Below are 17,261 nucleotides of genomic sequence, written 5' to 3'. Positions count from 1 at the left end.
TATAGATCTATCTCATGGCGGGCCTAAGCCTTGGCCCTCGACCGCTTGAAACCCGGAAAACTCATTCGAGTCTCGCGGTCGTTTCCTCGTGATACTTGTACGCATCCGAGTAATACCCATAGCGCAAAGGCGATGGCTCGAAACCATTGAAGACCAGACCATCCACCTCGGTGCCGACTTTATTCAGACGCGAAACCGATTCCGTGACTTCCGAATAACTCACCATGCCCTGACGTGCGACGAAGATCGTCGCATCGGCGACCTTCGATAGCGCGGCGGCATCGGCCATCGGCAAGACGGGCGGCGAGTCGATCACGATCATGTCGTAATCGTTGCGCAAGGACTCAATCAATGTATTGAGCCGTTCGAAGCCAAGAAGATTACGCACTTGACGGACGTGCTTGCCGGCAGGCATCGCATGAAGATTTTCGAAGGGCTGGCTGATTGCCTTGGCCGGTGCGACCTTGCCTTGGAGGACATTCGACAAGCCTTCGTCACGATTCACCGACATATAACGATGCATGGTGGAGCGTCGCATGTCGGCATCGATGATGAGCGTCTTGAGTCCACGCTCCGCATAGAGATAGGCGAGATTGGCCGACAGCATGGATTTGCCCTGCCCCGGCACCGCGGACGTCACGAGCACGACCTTCGAGCCTTCCTTCGAATCGAGTTTGTGTTGCAGGGAATGCGCGAGCGCATCCATTGCTTCGACGAGCGGTGTATCCGATTGCTCATGGCTCAACATGAAGCGGGCGGATTTGCCATTGCTCGCTTCGAGTTGATGCGGGGAAATAGGCAGCACGCCAAGCGTCTGAATGCCGACCATCGATTCCAGACGCTTGGGGTCGCGAATGCGTCCCGACAGCAAAGGAATCAATTGCGTGATTGCAAAACCGAGCACCACGCCAAAGGCTGCGCCAAGCAAAAGAACGATAGCTTTCTTGGGACGCAGGGGACGAACCGGAACGAGTGCCTTGTCCACGACGGCAGCATTGCCGACCGCACCCGCTTGCGCAATTTGCAATTGCTGGGCGTTGTTCATCAAGCCGACGTAAAGCTGATTATTCACTTCCACGTCGCGTTGCAGACGCAAGAACTGTTGCTGCATTGCCGGAAGGCGTGCAATACGGCTTTGCAATTCCGCAGCCTTTTGATCGAGCGCGCGGAATTTATTTTCCGCGGCGACGAGCTGAGGCTGGCCCGGACCCCAGCGCTGTGCCAGATCCTGATAATTCAGTCTCGCTTCGAGGCGCGACTTTTCCACCAATGCCGATTCATCGAGTAAGTTCTTGGCTTCGCCTTGCACGTCGATCGTGCCTTGCTTGTTTCGATAATCGTTAAGCGCCTGCTCCGCTGCTTGCACACGCTCTTTCACGACAGGAAGTTGCGAGTTGAGAAACGCAAGGCTACGTTCCGAATCCGCAGCGCGGCGCTTGCTATTGGATTCAAGATAGGACGCCGCCACGGCATTGACGAAGCGGGCAGCAAACACAGGGTCCGCGTTCTCGAATGAAAGCTGCATCACGCCGGATTGACGTTTGGTTTCGGCCGCGCTAAAGACCTTCTGAATCTGTTCCAGACGCGTTTGAGTAGGTTCGCGCTTGACCGTGAATTGCGTGCCCGGATTCGCCACCATTTCCGCGATGTCGATCTTGTAGCCGTCTTCTGTCGCAGGCGCACCGACCGACCCGCTCAGGAGCGTGCGACCTTCGCTATCCTTGAGCGTCCATCTTCCATGGTCGATGTAATCGAGTTCGAGCTTCTTGCCGAGCTGATTGTCGGGCACTTCAAAGGAACGGAAAACGATATGTTCGCCGCCCCACGCCCAATGCGGATCTTGAATCAGAGGATCGACCAGACCGTTCGGCTCGCGCGGCAGGATGGTGGAAAGAAACCCACCGACGAGCGGCACGTGGTTCTTCACCGATACTTCGGCCTGCGCAACGGTCGCGTCCATTGCCTGAAGCATGACCGAGCGCGAGCGCAGGATATCGAGCTCGCCTGCGACGGGGGATTCCTGCACGTCGAGCGCCTTCGAGACATCCGACAGCGAGCCGAGCGGACTGGATTTTCGTTCTTCAACCTGAATGAGCGCGTCGGCGTTATAGACCGGCGTCGAAAGAACGATATAAGCGATCGACAACGCCACGCACGCGACGAAGATGCCGATGAACATTAACTTGCGGTCGAGGAGATTTTCAAGCATGTCGACGGGCGACAGCTTCAAGCCCTCTTGAGCACTTCCTTCCCGCAGATCGAACACATCGTGCGGTGAAGTTCGGTGGAGGCCCATTCGTTGACTCCGGAGTTCTTTATAAATTGATGGACGCAACGCACTACGGGTCTGCCGTGGTCTAAGCGGCAGGAATTAAGCATGTCATAACATGAGACCACAGCGTATGTTCGGATTCTGTTACCCAACCAACACGACGCTTTGAGTCGCGCGTTTTAACCTTGCGCCATTGTTCATTAGTTCGTTTCTTCATTTCGTCATTCGACTTGAGAGTCTGGCAGGCTTCATGAATTCACTAAAACAAACCGTGCTTGCTTCTGTGCTTTCGGCCACGTTCGCGCTGATATGTGCATCGTCGATGGCCGACGAAACGCTCAACCCACCGAATACGTCAGGCAGCCCACGCTTTACCGGATCGTCCAATGGCAATCTTCCGGGCAGCGCTTCCATATCCAAGGTCGATATTCATTCCCTGCTTTATCCCGGCAGCACGACTCAGGTGCTTGCGCACTATCTGCCGTGGTGGGGACCGGACCCGCGCGGACTCGACGTGGGCTATCGCTCCGACGACCCTTCTCAGGCGCGCCGCACCTTCGCCGATATGCGCTCGCACGGCGTGGATGGCGTGATCGTCGACTGGTATGGAGAAGGACACTTCGTCGATCGCGCATGGCAAGCGTCGATGCCTGTGCTCGCGGAGTTTCCCAAGCTGACGTTCTCGATCATGATCGATAGCGGCACGTTCAAGTTCAACGCATGCAAGGGTTGCGATCTCACGCAAACGATTCTTCATCACCTCGATTACGCCGTGCAGCACTATTTCCCTTCGCGTCAATATCTTCGTCAAAACGGCCGGCCCGTGATGTTCGAGTTCGGCATGGAAGCGGTCGGCAATGCGGACTGGGCACGCATTCAGGCAGCGCATCCCGAAGTGGTCTGGATTCACATTCATGCGCATGGACTCAATGTGCCTGCGAGCCAGGGCGCTTTCGTTTGGGTGGAAGCCGGCAACAAGGCGCAATATCAAGGCGGCCCTGCCGATCTCAAAGGGCTGAATATCTTCTACAACATACTGACCAGCCAGCCATCGAAGATCGCGGTGGGCGGGGCATGGAAAGGCTTTGACGACTCCAAGGCGCCGTGGGCCGCCGCATCGCCGCATCTTCTTCCGCAAGACTGCGGCAATACATGGCTCAATACGTTCAAGCTGCTCAACGAGCATTACAGCGAACACAATCAGCTTCCCTATCTTCAGCTCGTGACGTGGAACGATTACGAGGAAGGCACCGCGCTTGAAACCGGCATTGGCTCCTGCACGAAGATCGAGGCAAGACGCGCGGGGCAAACGTTGTCGCTCAACGTGAGCCATGCGGACACTGTCGATCATATTGAACTCTATAAACAAGCCGAACACGGTGCGCTCGAATTCGTCGGTAACTACCCTGTTTCCGCCACGTCCATTCATTTGAGCGATACGACCGCTTATGTCTATTACATCAAGGCTGTCGGAAAGCCATTCATTCAGAATGTCGTGTCAGGTCCTATTGCCGCTCAATGATGCCGCTCAATGATTCCGCTCGATGATCTCCATGCTTCTCAGCACGGCGCTCAAGGCGTGGATGCGTTGCGCCCCGCTCCCTTTCGGCTCGTCGTCCGATAGCAGAAACCGATGGCCGACGCCTGCCCGACGTGCCGCCTCCATGTCCGATTCCTTGTCGCCGACCATGATCGACGCGTGCATGTCCAGATCGAACTCGGTTCGCGCGCGCTCGAGCATGCCGGGTGCGGGCTTTCTGCATCCGCACTCGCGACGCAATGCATCCGTGCCCGCATCGGGATGATGAGGGCAGAAATAGATCGCGTCGATGTGTGCGCCTCTTAGCGAAAACTCATTCAACATCCAGCGCATGAACGCGTGAAATTGCGCTTCGCTGTAGTACCCGCGCGCGATGCCCGCCTGATTCGTCACGATGGCGACGACGAAGCCTGCCTCGTTGGCCGCGCGCACGAGTTCGAAAATGTTATCGACAAAAATGCAATCCTCGGCGCGATGCACATAGCCGAAATCGACGTTGATCACCCCGTCGCGATCGAGGAATAGCGCTTTAGATTTCATCGACGCTGGTCTGAAAGCATGCCGGTATGAAAGTCTGAGCGCGCGCGAAATCCTGTGGCACGCCGATATCGATGAATTCACCGACATCGGTGAAAACACGAACATCGAGTGTGTCGAGCGACGCGCCGAGGAAATCACGTTCGAAGGAAAATTTCTCAGGCAAACCGCGCGCAAGCAGGCGTTTTGCATCGATTGCATAGATGCCTGCGTTGATAAAGCCCGCGCCTTCGCGCTTTTCCCTGAAGGCTTTGATACGCTTGGTCTGTGCATTGAATTCAAGCGTGCCGTAGCGCGATGCATCGGACACCTGAGTTGCCGCGATAACGAGATCCGCATTCGACGCGTGGAAGCTGACGCTTAGGGCAGACAGATCGAGTTCGCACAGCGTATCGCCATTCATGACGATCATCGCAGGCGCACCACGCGTTTTCAATGCGTGAAGGATTGCGCCGCCTGTGCCTAGCGGCTCGCCTTCCTCGACGAAAGAGATTGCGATATCCGGCCTGAACCAGCTAATGAAATCTTTGATTGCCTCGCCACCAAAGCCAAGCGATAACACCACTTCCGGCACGCCTTGCCGCGCAAGCGATTGCAATAGCCAGCCAAGAAATGGCCGGCCTGCCACGGGCGCGAGCGCCTTGGGGCATTCGTCGCCGAGCACCGAACGCAAGCGCGTGCCCAGGCCGCCCGCGAGTATCAGACATGGCAGCGGCGTGCTCATGCGAAGATATGTTCTTCAACCAGACCGCAAATGATATGGCCGCAAACGAGATGCCCTTCCTGAATGCGCGGTGTTTCGGCAGAAGGCATGTCGAGCAGAATATCGCAGCGCTCGCGCATCATTGCCGAACCGGGACCGTTGCCAGTCAGGCCAACTGTATAAAGACCTGCTGCACGGGCTGCTTCCAGCGCGCGCAGAATGTTCGGCGAACGGCCAGAAGTCGAATACGCCCAGAACACATCGCCTGCGCGGCCCGTCGCCTGGACTTGCCGCTCAAAGAGTTTTTCGAAGCCGTAGTCATTGCCGATTGCCGTCATCACGGATGAATCCACCGTCAATGCAAAAGCCGGCAAGCCCGGACGATCGAACATGAAGCGGCTCACGAATTCGCCGGCGATATGCTGTGCATCCGCGGCGCTTCCGCCATTCCCTGCAAGCAGCACTTTATTGCCAGCGCGAAACGCTTGAGTAATGCGCTCTGCCACGCGCTCGATGCGCTCCAACAGGCCTTCGTCTTCGCAGATAGCCTGCATGAGCGCCGCCGTCTTGGCGACCTCTCCCCGAACACTCATGGTCATTTGTTTTTTCTCCACGATTGCGCACCCAGATCCGTGAACGTGCAATTGAGCACGCTCCCGGCCAATTGCGTATTTCTCAAGGTACGCATGAGATGCGGCCGATCCACCGGATCGACAAAGAACATCATGAAACCGCCGCCGCCCGCGCCCGATACCTTTCCGCCCTTGGCTCCGGCATTCACCGCGACGCGGTAAAGCTCATCGATCATCGGATTGGAAATGTTCTTGGCCATGCGCTTTTTCGATTCCCATGCATCGCGCATGGAAGCCGCGAACGAATCGAAATCGGCCTTTAAAACAGCCTCTTTCATGCGCACCGCTTCTTCTTTCACACGATGCAGCGCCGCGAGCGAATCCCCTTCGCCCTTGACGACATTCGCGCTCTGTTCCTTGATGATGTTGGCCGATTCGCGCGAGACGCCCGTGAAATAGAGCACGAGCGACGCTTCGATTTCCGCCTTAGTTTCCTGCTTGATGCGCAAGGGATTCACGATCACGCGGTCGCCATAGAACTCCATGAAGTTCAGGCCGCCAAACGTCGCCGCATATTGATCCTGCTTGCCGCCCGCGAGTTTCAGGTCTACGCGCTCGATGTCATGCGCGAGCGAAGCCACGTCATATTCCCCGAGCGGCAGCGAAAGCAGTTCGCAAAAGGCCTGCACGAGTGCAACGACGATGGTGGACGACGACCCCAGTCCCGAGCCCGGCGGCGCTTCCGAACAGGTCGTGATCGTCACCGCAAGCGGATGACCGTCGTTGAAATCCCTGACGATGCGGTTATACACGCCGACATGCAACGCAAGGCCATCGTGCGCTTCGAGTTGCGGCGCAACAGGTCCGCACCATCGCACATCGGTATCGGCTGCGACGAGCTCGATTCGTGCATCGTCGCGTGGAGAAATGGAAGCGTAGGCGAACTTGTCGATCGTGACATTGAGCGCCAGGCCGCCGAAACGGTCGGAGTACGGCGGCACATCGGTGCCGCCGCCTGCGAGCCCCAGTCGCAGGGGTGCCCGGGAACGGGCGATGAAGCTGGTCATTTTGTTGATTCTCTCTTGGTAACCACTTCTTTTTTAATGCAAGCCGATCATCGACCACGGTCCGCCCGAACCAGTCCGATCTTTTTTGTTCGGATAACTGATTGCATGACGAACAACGATGCCGATCCCGCGGCCGTTCCAAAACTGGTCTCCCTTTGGTCAAGGGAAGCATTCGCTCCTGAATAAGTCGGTTCGACGAAGCCAACGCAAGCATCTTTTTATAGTGACGCTTTGTTGAAATGATTGTGCAACAGTCGACCAATGGTATGAGTGCGGCGGCGCACGCAATACAAGATCTCCACATTCTTTTACACGCAGACGTATTCGCGCGTGGTTAATTCGCGAAGGCAAACGGCAAACGGCAAACGGCAAAGCGCAAACGATTCGATCGGAAGGGGCTTTTTGTTTTGCTAGTATCGTTTCGCGCCCACCTTCCTCCGGCTAAGCCATGACCGTTAATCTTTCGCTCGTCCTGTTCGACATGGAAGGTGTCTTGACCCACTATGACCGTGACGTTCGCGTCGCGCATCTTTCCGCGGCGACGGGCTGCGCGCCGGAGGTCATCCGTCAGGCGATCTGGGGTTCGGGACTGGAGGCGCGCGCGGATGCAGGAACGATCGATGTCGCCGACTATCTCGCGCAACTGGCCGCGATGATGGGCTATCCGGTGACCGAAACGCAATGGCTGGCATCAAGGCGTGCATCGATCACACCGAACGCGCAAACGCTTGCGCTTGCGGAGAAAGTCGCCGAGCGTTGCAGCATTGCCATACTGACCAATAATTGTTATCTGGTCACGGACCATCTGGATTATCTAAATCCGGCCGTGAATCGTTTGTTCGGCAAAGCGATTTATTCGTCGGCGTCTTTCGGTGCGACCAAGCCGTCGGCACAGGCTTATCTTGGCTGCATCGGACAGATAGGCGTCAAGCCCGAAGAAACCCTGTTTATCGACGATACGGCAGCGAATGCGGAAGGCGCGATCGGCGCCGGTCTGCAAGGCTATCTATTCAAGGACGCCCAAACGCTTGAGGTCGAATTCAAGCGACTGGGCTTGCTTTGAGCTAACTGCGAGTCCGCCTAAGCATCTTTGACATAGGATGCCAGCCCGTGCCCGAATGACCAGTCTTCGCGCATGTTGGGCGCGAGCACGATCAACACATCCTCTGGCCTCAATCCGGGCGATGCACTCAGCTTATCCGCAAGCGTCCGATAAAACGCCTTCTTGGTTTCGAGGTCACGCCAATCGCTTGCGGTAATGTGAATGAACACGACATCGTCAGTGCGCTCGATGTCGAGGTAACTCGGATCGTAAAAGAAATCCTCGCGACGGCGCTGCTCGATTAACTGAAAGCGGTCTTTTTCAGGCACCTGAAACGCTTCGACCAAGGCTTCATGAATGGAATCGGCGATCGCGCGGATATGCTCGCGCGGCTTACCCTCGATCAGCGAAATTCTAACGAGCGGCATGTTTGGCCTCGTTGCAATGAGTTTGAAAGCACTAGGCTAAGAAAACGCTTCCTTGACGCAAACCACTCTACACCTCAAGATTGATTCATAAAATTTGAAAGTTCCAAACCTTTACTTTCAAGAAATCGAATCATGAAGTCACGCGTCAATCTGGATATGGACGTGTTGCGCACCTTCGTCACCGGTTTTGAGCTGGGAAGTTTCGCGCGCGCCGCCGAGCGGTTGGGCCGCTCGCAGTCGGCCATCAGCACGCAATTGCGCAAGCTGGAAGAACAGGTCGGCCAGCCGCTCGTGCAGAAATCGGGACGTGGTCTCGCACTTACCGGCGCTGGCGAGAATCTGCTTGCCTATGCGCGGCGCATCCTCGATCTGAACGATGAAGCAGTGCAAATGTTGCGTGGCGCCGAAGTCGAAGGATGGGTCAGGCTAGGCCTGCCGCAAGACTTCGCCGAGAGTTGGCTGCCTACGGTGCTTGGGCGCTTTGCGCGCTCGCATCCGAAAGTGCGCGTGGAAATTCGTGCGGAACGTAATGCGGATTTGCTCGGGCGAATCGCCAGGAATGAATTGGATCTCGCGCTGGCATGGGATGACGGAAATCGCGGCGCGCATGATTCATCGCACGTAAAACATGTCGCGGATTTGCAGGTCGGCTGGATAGGCCGCAAGGAATGGACTGCGTTGGATCTCTCTGCAAACGAGCCCCTGCCGCTCGTGGCCTTCGAGTCGCCCTGTGTGTTTCGCTCGCTCGGAGTCGAGGCGTTGAACAAGGCGGGCATTGCGTGGCGTGTAGCGGTGACGAGCCCGAGTCTCGCGGGTCTTTGGGCCGCTGCCGAGGCGGGATTCGGTTTAGTGGTGCGCACGAGCATTGGCGTGCCGGGCACGCTCGCCATGCTCGATCCTGAGGCCACGGGCTTGCCCGAATTGCCGCCTATCGCGCTGGACTTGCATTGCGTGGAAGCTCAGCCCAAAGGGGCCGTGGCGCGTCTCGCGCAGATTCTTGATGAAACCATTCGCGATCACCTCGTCTAAGCGCTTAGCGCGTGCGCAATGCATCGACGATATTCAAACGCGAGGCGCGCAAGGCAGGCAAGAATCCGCCGATAAAACCCATGACGAGCGAGAACACCACAGTTTGAATCACAACCGTGGGCGTGAGAATGAAGCGGAAAGAAAGATCCGCAAAGGTCTGGAAATTAGTGGTCGAAAACGAAGCGAACTGCATGAGCGCCGCACAACACAGGCCGGCCATGCCACCGGCTAAACCGAGCAATAACGCTTCGAGTAGAAACGCACCGAGCACATCGACACGCTTGAAACCGAGCGCGCGCAATGTGCCGATTTCCGCGACGCGATTGGCGACGGACGCGTACATTGTGATCATTGCGCCTATCATCGCTGCAATGGAAAAAATACTCGATAACGTAATGCCTAGAATATTAATGAACGTTGAAAGCGCCTTGGACTGGTCGCCGTAAAAAACCTGTTCGCGCTTGGCTTCGTCGGTCAGCCTCGGGTCCACGTCTATATCTGCGCGGAAGCGTTCGAAGGCATCGTCACGCGCAAGACGCAGCACCATCGACGAAAAGCTCGTTCGACGAAACGCTTGCATCAATTGATCGACGTCGCCCCAGATTTCCGAATCGAAGCCGCTGCCGCCGGCATCGAAATGGCCGACGATAGTCCAGTCGCGCTGCGCGAAACGCAAGTGATCGCCTATGCGTGTACCACCGAATTCCCGCGCGATACTGCTGCCCACGATGATCTCCGACGAGCCATGCCTGAACATGCGCCCCGCTGTCAGCTTCACTTGAGGCCGCAACGAAACGCCCATCGGCGACACGCCGCGTATCACCACATTGGCGGGCGTATTCGTATTCAGCTTGATGAGCGAAATCAAGACGACTGTTTCCTTGGAAACGAACGGCGCGCCATCGCCATTCAGTGCAATGGTTGGATGCATCTCCATGACATTGGCTTGTGCGCGATCCACCGAACTCTGTATCTCGGTTTCAGCGCCCTTGCGAATGACCACGATGTTATCGGGCTCCCCTGTCGAGACGAGCGTCTTCTTGAGTCCCGCATCGAGCATGAGCACAGTGGCGAACACGAAGACCACGAGCGCGAGTCCGCTCGCGGTCAAGAGCGTCGTGAGCCGCCGTGCCCACAGATTGCGCGCGACATAGGAAACAGGAATGGCCATGTGTGTTCTTTCTTAGCCGATGGCCCGCAAGCCTTCGACGATGCGCACGCGGCTTGCCTGCACCGCCGGCACGATCGCCGCCGCCATTCCAACGATCAGCGCGCAGGCGGCTTGCAGGAGCATCGTTTCGTGCGACACCTTGAAGACCGGGAACACGCCGCCCGTCGCTTGCTTGAAGAACTCGGCGGCCGGTGGTGTCGCGAGCATGCCGATAGCGCCGCCGATCGTGCATATGGCCAGCGATTCACCGAACACGAGCACGCTCAAGAATGCCGGTCCAAAACCCAATGCCTTGAGCGTCGCGTATTCGACGGTGCGTTCGCGCGCACTCATGGCCATTGCATTCGCCATGACAGCCATGATGATGAGGATTACCACGTAAGAAACCAACCGGATGGCCGCGATGATCTGATTGGACATCGCGACGAATCCAAGCTGAAATGCCTGCTCAGTTTCGGTCAACGTTTCCGCGAGGGAATTCTTGAACACGTTATCGATATTCCTGGAGACGACCGCGGCCTGATCGGAATGTTGAATGCCCACGACATAAACACCGACTTGATCGACCTGACGCTTGGTCGTCTTGCGAATGGTTTCGTTCAGATAATCCCAATGAAATATGAGTTGCCGGGTGATCGTGGATTCATCGCGTCCTTCCAGGATACCGCGCACGACGAAATCCCATGTGCCGGGATAGATCGTGCCTTTAAGCGGAATGACATCGCCCACCTTGAATCCGTAAAGCGTTGCGAGTTGACGACCGATGAGACAGCCTTTGCGGTCGCGCTCATAATCCGAACGCGCTTGCGGCGTGACGATCAGTTCCGGGTATAGATCGAGGTAATTATCCGATACGGCAAATTGCGCGAAAAAATTCTTAGGATCGCGATAGATTCCACCGAACCAGTTCGAACGCGAAACCAGCGTCACGCCATCCACGCCGCGTATGCGATTCTCATATGCAAGTGGCAAGGGAAAGACCAGCGAAATAGCATTGCGCGTGACGAGCCGCGCATTCGATGCCGCCGCCGCGCCCGCATACCAGGCATCGACCACGGTATGCAACAGGCCGAAGGCCAACACGGCGATGGTGAGCCCGAACACGGTCAACGCGGTGCGCAGTTTATGGCGCGATGCATTGCGCAAGATCAGCTTGAGCGTGATCATGATGTCCTAGCGCGCGCCGCCATCGATCAACTCTCCCTTCTCCAGATGCACGAGCGCCTTTGCCGCGTTGGCCGCATGCGCATCGTGCGTGACCATGATGATGGTCTTGCCCAGACGTTCGTTCAGGCGTTGCAGCATGGCCAGCACCTCGCTTGCGGACTGTCTGTCGAGGTCGCCCGTCGGTTCGTCCGCGACGATCAGCGTCGGGTCCGTGATAAGCGCGCGCGCAATCGCCACGCGCTGTTGCTGTCCGCCGGAAAGCTCCGAAGGATAATGACTCATGCGGTCCGCCATGTTGACCATGTCGAGCACCATATCCACGCGCTCGCGCCGTTCGTGACGCGTGAGCCGGGTCAGCATCAAGGGCAGTTCCACGTTCTCGAAGGCACTGAGCACGGGCATCAGGTTATAGAACTGAAAAATGAAGCCCACGTTCGCGGCGCGCCAGTCCGCAAGCGCCGCTTCGGGAAGACGCGTGATGTCGAGTCCACCGACGAGCAGCTCGCCGCTGTCGGGACGATCTATTCCCGCGATCAGATTGAGCAAGGTGCTCTTGCCGGAGCCGGACGGTCCCATCAGCGCGACGAAATCGCCTTGGGCAATGTCGAGCGTGATATCCGTCAGAACGGGCACGGTCTGCACGCCGCGCCTATAAGACTTCACGACATGGCTTATCTTGACAAGAGATGTCTCGTCCACGTTATTTCTTCGCTTGTGAGACGTGCGCGCCATCTTCCATGCGCTCACCGGGCGCGAGAATCAGCGTGTCGCCCGGCATCACGCCATGAACGGAAAGCAGGTCGCCCATTCGCGGGCCGGTCGTCACCGGCACTTCGCGCGCCTGTTCGTTTTCGATTCGATAGACCACGCTCCGGCCCCGTCGCATGACGACCGCCGAAGGTTGAACCGCGATGACGGGCTTTTCCTCATCGGGCGGCACGGCTTTGTTCAGAAATGCGATCTTTGCGCTCATGTCAGGCAGCACGCGCGGATCATGATCGACGAAGCGCACTTTCACGAGCACCGTGGCCTTCGAACGATCGACCGTGGGCACGATGCGCGACACTCGGCCCGCGAAACGCACGTCGGGCAGCGCATCGAGCAGAATCTCGCAGGGCTGGTCCACGTTGATCTTCGAAATATTCGATTCCGCGACATCCGCCTCGACTTCGAGTGTCTTCATGTCCGCGATCGTCACCACCGCACCCTTGCTGTCCGATGCTGAGGAGAACGGCGTGATATTGTCGCCCACGTTTGCATGCTTCTCCAGCACGACCCCATCGAACGGCGCGCGGATAATGGTCTGATCGACCGCCACCTGTGCCGCACGCGCGTTGGCACGCGCCGAGATGATCGACGCCTGATCGCTATTGATCGATGCGCGCGCCTTGTCGTAGCGGGCACGTGCCGCATCGAACTGCGTGGCCGGAATAGCGCCTTGCGGCGCAAGCACTTCGAAACGCCTTAGATCGACTTCCGCATTCTTAAACTCTGCCCGCTGCAATTCGAGGTTGGCTTGCGCCACCTTGATCTGGGCTTCGGCTTGCGCGAGCGAGGCGGCCACGTCATCGCTTTCGAGCCGCGCGATGATCTGCCCTTCCTTGACCGGCGTTCCTTCGAGCACGCCCAGCCATTCCACGCGCCCCTGCCCCTTGGACGCCACGGCGGCCTTGCGCTGAGGCACCACATAGCCCGTGGCATTGAGCAGCGTGTAGCCTTGAGAGGGATAAACCGACGTGACCGTGGCTGTTTCGACGCTTTGCGGGCCCTTGAGCCTGAAGGCAATCCCAGCCACGACGAACAAAAGCACGACGATCACGCCATAGCGCCACCAGCGGCGCCGCCTGCGAGGAACGACGGTGGACGGAGTGCGTTCGATCCTGAGCTTTTCTAAATCGTGTTCGGCCAATTTGCGGACTTGCGCGGGACCATGCTTGAGCGGTCCCTGAGCTTTTATCGTGTGATGGGACAATCAGTATAGCGCCGTGTTTCCGAGCCTCAGGAAATGATCAATTACTTCGGATACCTTTTCGTCTTGATCAGTTCCGATGCAATGAAGTCGACGAATCCGCGAATGCGGGCCGACATCTGATGCCGCTTTGAATAAACCGCGTAGATATCGGCGTTGGGCGTTTCATGCTCGGGCAACACGACCACCAGACGGCCATCCGCGAGATAGTCCTGAATGTCCCATTGCGCGCGCATCAGGATGCCGTGTCCGTCGAGCGCCCACTTCACCGCGATCTCGCCGTCATTGGTCGTGAGATTGCCCTTGATGCGCACCGACTCTGTCTTTTGCGATGCTCCTCGCCCGATCGAAAGCCGCCAGACGCCGTACGCTTCGTCGCCTTGACGAATGCCGATGCAATTGTGCCGCGAGAGATCGTGCGGGGTCGCGGGCATGCCGTGTGTTGCGATATAAGCCGGCGCGGCGCATAGCAAACGTCGATTCTCCGCAAGCCGGCGCGCGATGACCCGCGTATCCGGAGGCTCGCCGAAACGAATGCAGACATCGAAGGTATCGTCGGAAATTGGCGGCGGCGCGACCGACAATTGAAGCTGCACCGACACTTGTGGATGCAGGGCGACGAAACGCGAAATCCATGGGGCGACATGACTGCGGCCAAAGCCCAGCGTCGCGTTCACCCGCAGCAAACCCTTTGGACTTTTTTTAGCGCTGCCGAGCAATTCCGCGAGTTCGTCGATCTGATCCAGAATGCGGCGCGCGTGCTCCAGATAGAGTTCGCCCTCGGGCGTGAGCATCATCCGGCGCGTGGTGCGATTGACGAGCGGCACGCCCGCGCGCGCCTCCATTTGCGTGAGACGCTTGCTGACGGCCGCCGCGCTCAGGCCCAGTTCACGGGCTGCCGCGCTCAGGCTGCCCGATGCGGAGAGCGTTGAAAAAAAGCTCAAATCGGAAGGCTGAACCGCTTCGGCCATGGTTTCACTTGTGAATCCAGGTTAAAGATGCTTTGAGTTTAGCACCGGTTTCAATCTCCGAAGTTGGGTAGAGTGGGTTCACGCTTTGGCGAGACTCAACACTGACAGGAGACAGACATGAAGACCTACCGAATCGCGACCATTCCCGGTGACGGCATTGGCAAGGAAGTCGTACCGGCCGGCAAGCAAGTGCTCGAAGCGCTCGCCAAATGCACACATGATTTTGAATTCAATTTCGAGGATTTCGACTGGGGTGCGGACTACTACCGCGAACACGGCGTGATGATGCCCGCAGACGGGCTCGACGCGTTGCGCGAGAAGGACGCGATCCTGTTCGGCTCGGCGGGCGACCCGGACGTGCCCGATCACATCACCTTGTGGGGTCTGCGCCTGAAAATCTGCCAGGGGCTCGACCAGTACGCCAACGTGCGCCCGACGCGCATCCTGCCGGGCATCGACGCACCGTTGAAGCGCTGCAAACCCGAGGATCTGAACTGGGTGATCGTGCGCGAGAACTCCGAGGGTGAATATTCGGGCGTCGGCGGCCGCGTGCATCAGGGACACCCGCTCGAGGCCGCGACCGACGTCTCGATCCTCACCCGCGCCGGCGTCGAACGCATTATGCGTTTTGCATTCAAATTGGCGCAGTCGCGGCCCCGCAAGCTGCTTACCGTCATCACCAAGAGCAACGCGCAACGTCACGCCATGGTCATGTGGGACGAAATCGCGCTGCAGGTGTCCAAAGAGTTTCCGGACGTGAAGTGGGACAAGGAACTGGTCGATGCCGCCACCGCGCGCATGGTCAACCGGCCCGCCACGCTGGACACCGTCGTCGCCACCAACCTGCACGCGGACATTCTGAGCGATCTGGCCGCCGCGCTCGCGGGTAGCCTTGGCATCGCGCCGACGGGCAATATCGATCCCGAGCGCCGCTATCCGTCCATGTTCGAGCCGATCCACGGTTCGGCGTTCGACATCATGGGCCGAGGGCTCGCCAATCCCATCGGCACGTTCTGGTCGGTGGTGATGCTGCTGGAGCATCTCGGCGAATTCGATGCCGCGAAGCGCGTGATGGCGGCCATCGAAACCGTCACCGGCGACCCGTCGCTCCACACGGGCGATCTCGGCGGCACGGCCACCACCGCGCAGGTGACACGGGCCGTCTGCACGCTCATCGAACGCGTGGAAGCGGCCGCCTGACCGACACACGCTCACCGCAGTAAAAGCCGGTCGTCCGCGCGCGGCCGGAGACATTGCATGCAATGCGATTGCGTTATGCATTCTGCATTTTGCATGCGATGTGGATGCGTTCGCCCATTCCCATAAGAGCACCGCTCGACCTCCAGAGGAGGAGACACATGCAAACCAGCATCGATCCGCATATCGAAGCCCGCGTGAATCGCAAGCTCGCACGACGCATCATTCCTTTCGTGATGCTGTTGTACTTCGTCAGCTTTCTCGATCGCGTCAATGTCGGGTTCGCCGCGATGACCATGAACAAGGCCATTGGTTTGTCGCCGACCGCGTTCGGTCTGGGCGGCGGGCTTTTCTTCATTGGCTACTTTTTGTTCGAAGTGCCGTCGAACTTGATCTTGCATAAAGTCGGCGCGCGCCTGTGGATCGCACGCGTGATGATCACGTGGGGCTTAGTCTCGGTGGCCTCGGCGTTCGTCACGGGACCGGCCAGCTTCTATACGCTGCGCTTTCTGCTTGGCGTCGCCGAGGCGGGATTCTTTCCGGGTGTCATTCTTTATCTGAGCCTGTGGTTCCCGGCCAGGCAGCGCGCGGTCGCGGCCGCATGGTTCATGGCCGCCGCGCCGATCTCGACTGCCATCGGCTCGCCGCTTTCCGGCGCCATCATGCAGTTGCCACCGGTTTTCGGGCTCGCCGACTGGCAGACGCTCTACATCATCGAGGCAGTGCCCGCCGTGCTGCTCGGCTTCGTGGTATTGAAATACCTCACCGACACGCCATCGAAAGCCCACTGGCTCGCGGACGACGAACGCACGTGGCTCGTGACGAAACTCAAGGCGGAAGCCGACGCGAAAGAAAGCCACGCGGGCCACACCGCCGGCGCGTTGAGCGCGCTGCGCGATCCACGCGTGCTGGCCCTGGCGCTGATCTACTTCGGCACGTCCGCGGGTCTCTACACGCTGGGTTTGTGGGCCCCGCTCATCATCCGCCAGTTCGGTTTCAGCGCGATGGAAACCGGCTTCATCAATGCCGTGCCGAGCGTGATCGCGGTGGTCGCGATGATCGCGTGGGCGCGGCATTCGGACCGCACTCAGGAACGCACCTGGCACGTGGTCATTCCCTGCGCGCTTGCCTGCATCGGCTTCGTTTTCGCGGGTCAGGCGAACACAGCCGTGTTGATCGTGCTGGCGCTGGTCGTGGTGAATGTCGGCATCAGCGCGGCAAAAGCCCCACTCTGGGCCATGCCGAGCATGTTCCTCTCGGGTGCCGGCGCCGCCGCCGGTATCGCGATGATCAATTCGGTCGGCAATCTGGGCGGCTTCGTCGGTCCGTTCGCGATCGGTTGGCTCAAGAACGCGACGGGCGGCTACGCAGCGGGCCTGTACGTGGTCGGCGCGACACTCGCTGTGTCGTCCGTCGTCACGCTGATGCTGAGCCGAAAGGGGAAAAGCGGTCGGGAGCATCCGTCACCCGCTCGGCCAATGTGATTGCATGCAAAATCACGCATGCAAAATGCCAAAAGCCACGATGCTTGCCGTATCGCCGGTTTCTTCCATGCCACTTTCATGGCTTCGTCTTAAGATAGCGTCTTTACCGTGA

16 protein-coding genes are annotated in these 17,261 nt (G+C 58.4%); 5 read left to right on the top strand and 11 right to left on the bottom strand.

All coding sequences use genetic code 11. The features are described 5' to 3' along the window. Positions 1 to 61: 61 nt before the first annotated feature. A complete protein-coding gene (locus ACZCWR_RS28625) occupies positions 62 to 2,296 on the bottom strand; it encodes a polysaccharide biosynthesis tyrosine autokinase (RefSeq protein ID WP_487305040.1) in 2,235 nt (744 codons plus the stop codon). A 226-nt stretch (positions 2,297 to 2,522) separates the two neighbouring features. Here ACZCWR_RS28625 and ACZCWR_RS28620 point away from each other — a divergent pair, with 226 nt between their 5' ends. After that, positions 2,523 to 3,794 (top strand): glycoside hydrolase family 71/99 protein, encoded by a 1,272-nt coding sequence (locus ACZCWR_RS28620; protein ID WP_487305039.1) that lies wholly within the window; start codon positions 2,523 to 2,525, stop codon positions 3,792 to 3,794. A 6-nt stretch (positions 3,795 to 3,800) separates the two neighbouring features. On the opposite strand, the gene gmhB is transcribed toward ACZCWR_RS28620, so the two are convergent. From gmhB to ACZCWR_RS28600, 4 genes are read right to left on the bottom strand one after another with little or no spacing between them, the layout of a single operon-like run. Next, positions 3,801 to 4,352, bottom strand: coding sequence for a D-glycero-beta-D-manno-heptose 1,7-bisphosphate 7-phosphatase (gene gmhB, locus ACZCWR_RS28615; RefSeq protein ID WP_487305038.1), 552 nt, complete (start codon positions 4,350 to 4,352; stop codon positions 3,801 to 3,803). Beyond that, positions 4,342 to 5,073 (bottom strand): nucleotidyltransferase family protein, encoded by a 732-nt coding sequence (locus ACZCWR_RS28610; protein ID WP_487305037.1) that lies wholly within the window; start codon positions 5,071 to 5,073, stop codon positions 4,342 to 4,344. Before ACZCWR_RS28610 ends, gmhB begins: the two co-directional genes overlap by 11 nt. Beyond that, positions 5,070 to 5,651 (bottom strand): D-sedoheptulose 7-phosphate isomerase, encoded by a 582-nt coding sequence (locus ACZCWR_RS28605; protein ID WP_487305036.1) that lies wholly within the window; start codon positions 5,649 to 5,651, stop codon positions 5,070 to 5,072. Before ACZCWR_RS28605 ends, ACZCWR_RS28610 begins: the two co-directional genes overlap by 4 nt. Next, positions 5,648 to 6,691: a GHMP family kinase ATP-binding protein gene (locus ACZCWR_RS28600; protein ID WP_487305035.1), complete on the bottom strand. Its 1,044-nt coding sequence runs from the start codon at positions 6,689 to 6,691 to the stop codon at positions 5,648 to 5,650. The genes ACZCWR_RS28605 and ACZCWR_RS28600 overlap by 4 nt, the downstream gene beginning before the upstream one ends. A gap of 448 nt (positions 6,692 to 7,139) precedes the next feature. On the opposite strand from ACZCWR_RS28600, the gene ACZCWR_RS28595 reads away from it, so the two are divergent. After that, a complete protein-coding gene (locus ACZCWR_RS28595; RefSeq protein WP_487305034.1) occupies positions 7,140 to 7,754 on the top strand; it encodes an HAD family hydrolase in 615 nt (204 codons plus the stop codon). A 17-nt stretch (positions 7,755 to 7,771) separates the two neighbouring features. On the opposite strand, the gene ACZCWR_RS28590 is transcribed toward ACZCWR_RS28595, so the two are convergent. Beyond that, positions 7,772 to 8,161 carry a tautomerase family protein gene (locus ACZCWR_RS28590; protein ID WP_487305033.1) on the bottom strand — a complete coding sequence of 130 codons (390 nt, stop codon included), beginning with the start codon at positions 8,159 to 8,161 and terminating at the stop codon, positions 7,772 to 7,774. A gap of 132 nt (positions 8,162 to 8,293) precedes the next feature. On the opposite strand from ACZCWR_RS28590, the gene ACZCWR_RS28585 reads away from it, so the two are divergent. Then, a complete protein-coding gene (locus ACZCWR_RS28585) occupies positions 8,294 to 9,190 on the top strand; it encodes a LysR substrate-binding domain-containing protein (RefSeq protein WP_487305032.1) in 897 nt (298 codons plus the stop codon). A gap of 4 nt (positions 9,191 to 9,194) precedes the next feature. Here ACZCWR_RS28585 and ACZCWR_RS28580 read toward each other — a convergent pair whose 3' ends face one another. From ACZCWR_RS28580 to ACZCWR_RS28560, 5 genes are read right to left on the bottom strand one after another with little or no spacing between them, the layout of a single operon-like run. Then, the gene (locus ACZCWR_RS28580) at positions 9,195 to 10,361 is read right to left on the bottom strand and encodes an ABC transporter permease (RefSeq protein ID WP_487305031.1); all 1,167 of its coding nucleotides are present in this window, start codon (positions 10,359 to 10,361) and stop codon (positions 9,195 to 9,197) included. A gap of 12 nt (positions 10,362 to 10,373) precedes the next feature. Continuing rightward, entirely contained in the window at positions 10,374 to 11,528 is a 1,155-nt protein-coding gene (locus ACZCWR_RS28575; RefSeq protein WP_487305030.1) for an ABC transporter permease, read from the bottom strand. 6 nt (positions 11,529 to 11,534) lie between these two features. Then, positions 11,535 to 12,260: an ABC transporter ATP-binding protein gene (locus tag ACZCWR_RS28570; RefSeq protein WP_487305029.1), complete on the bottom strand. Its 726-nt coding sequence runs from the start codon at positions 12,258 to 12,260 to the stop codon at positions 11,535 to 11,537. After that, a complete protein-coding gene (locus ACZCWR_RS28565) occupies positions 12,229 to 13,500 on the bottom strand; it encodes an efflux RND transporter periplasmic adaptor subunit (RefSeq protein WP_487305028.1) in 1,272 nt (423 codons plus the stop codon). The genes ACZCWR_RS28570 and ACZCWR_RS28565 overlap by 32 nt, the downstream gene beginning before the upstream one ends. A gap of 41 nt (positions 13,501 to 13,541) precedes the next feature. Further along, positions 13,542 to 14,468 (bottom strand): LysR substrate-binding domain-containing protein, encoded by a 927-nt coding sequence (locus tag ACZCWR_RS28560; RefSeq protein ID WP_487305027.1) that lies wholly within the window; start codon positions 14,466 to 14,468, stop codon positions 13,542 to 13,544. A gap of 117 nt (positions 14,469 to 14,585) precedes the next feature. On the opposite strand from ACZCWR_RS28560, the gene ACZCWR_RS28555 reads away from it, so the two are divergent. Both ACZCWR_RS28555 and ACZCWR_RS28550 read left to right on the top strand, forming a co-directional pair. After that, positions 14,586 to 15,668: a tartrate dehydrogenase gene (locus ACZCWR_RS28555; protein ID WP_487305026.1), complete on the top strand. Its 1,083-nt coding sequence runs from the start codon at positions 14,586 to 14,588 to the stop codon at positions 15,666 to 15,668. 158 nt (positions 15,669 to 15,826) lie between these two features. Then, positions 15,827 to 17,149 carry an MFS transporter gene (locus ACZCWR_RS28550; protein ID WP_487305025.1) on the top strand — a complete coding sequence of 441 codons (1,323 nt, stop codon included), beginning with the start codon at positions 15,827 to 15,829 and terminating at the stop codon, positions 17,147 to 17,149. Positions 17,150 to 17,261: the final 112 nt, after the last annotated feature.

This window comes from Caballeronia sp. A2-2, assembly GCF_057612605.2.
Note: the sequence above shows the minus strand (reverse complement) of the source record. Positions and strands in the feature narration are given on the sequence as shown.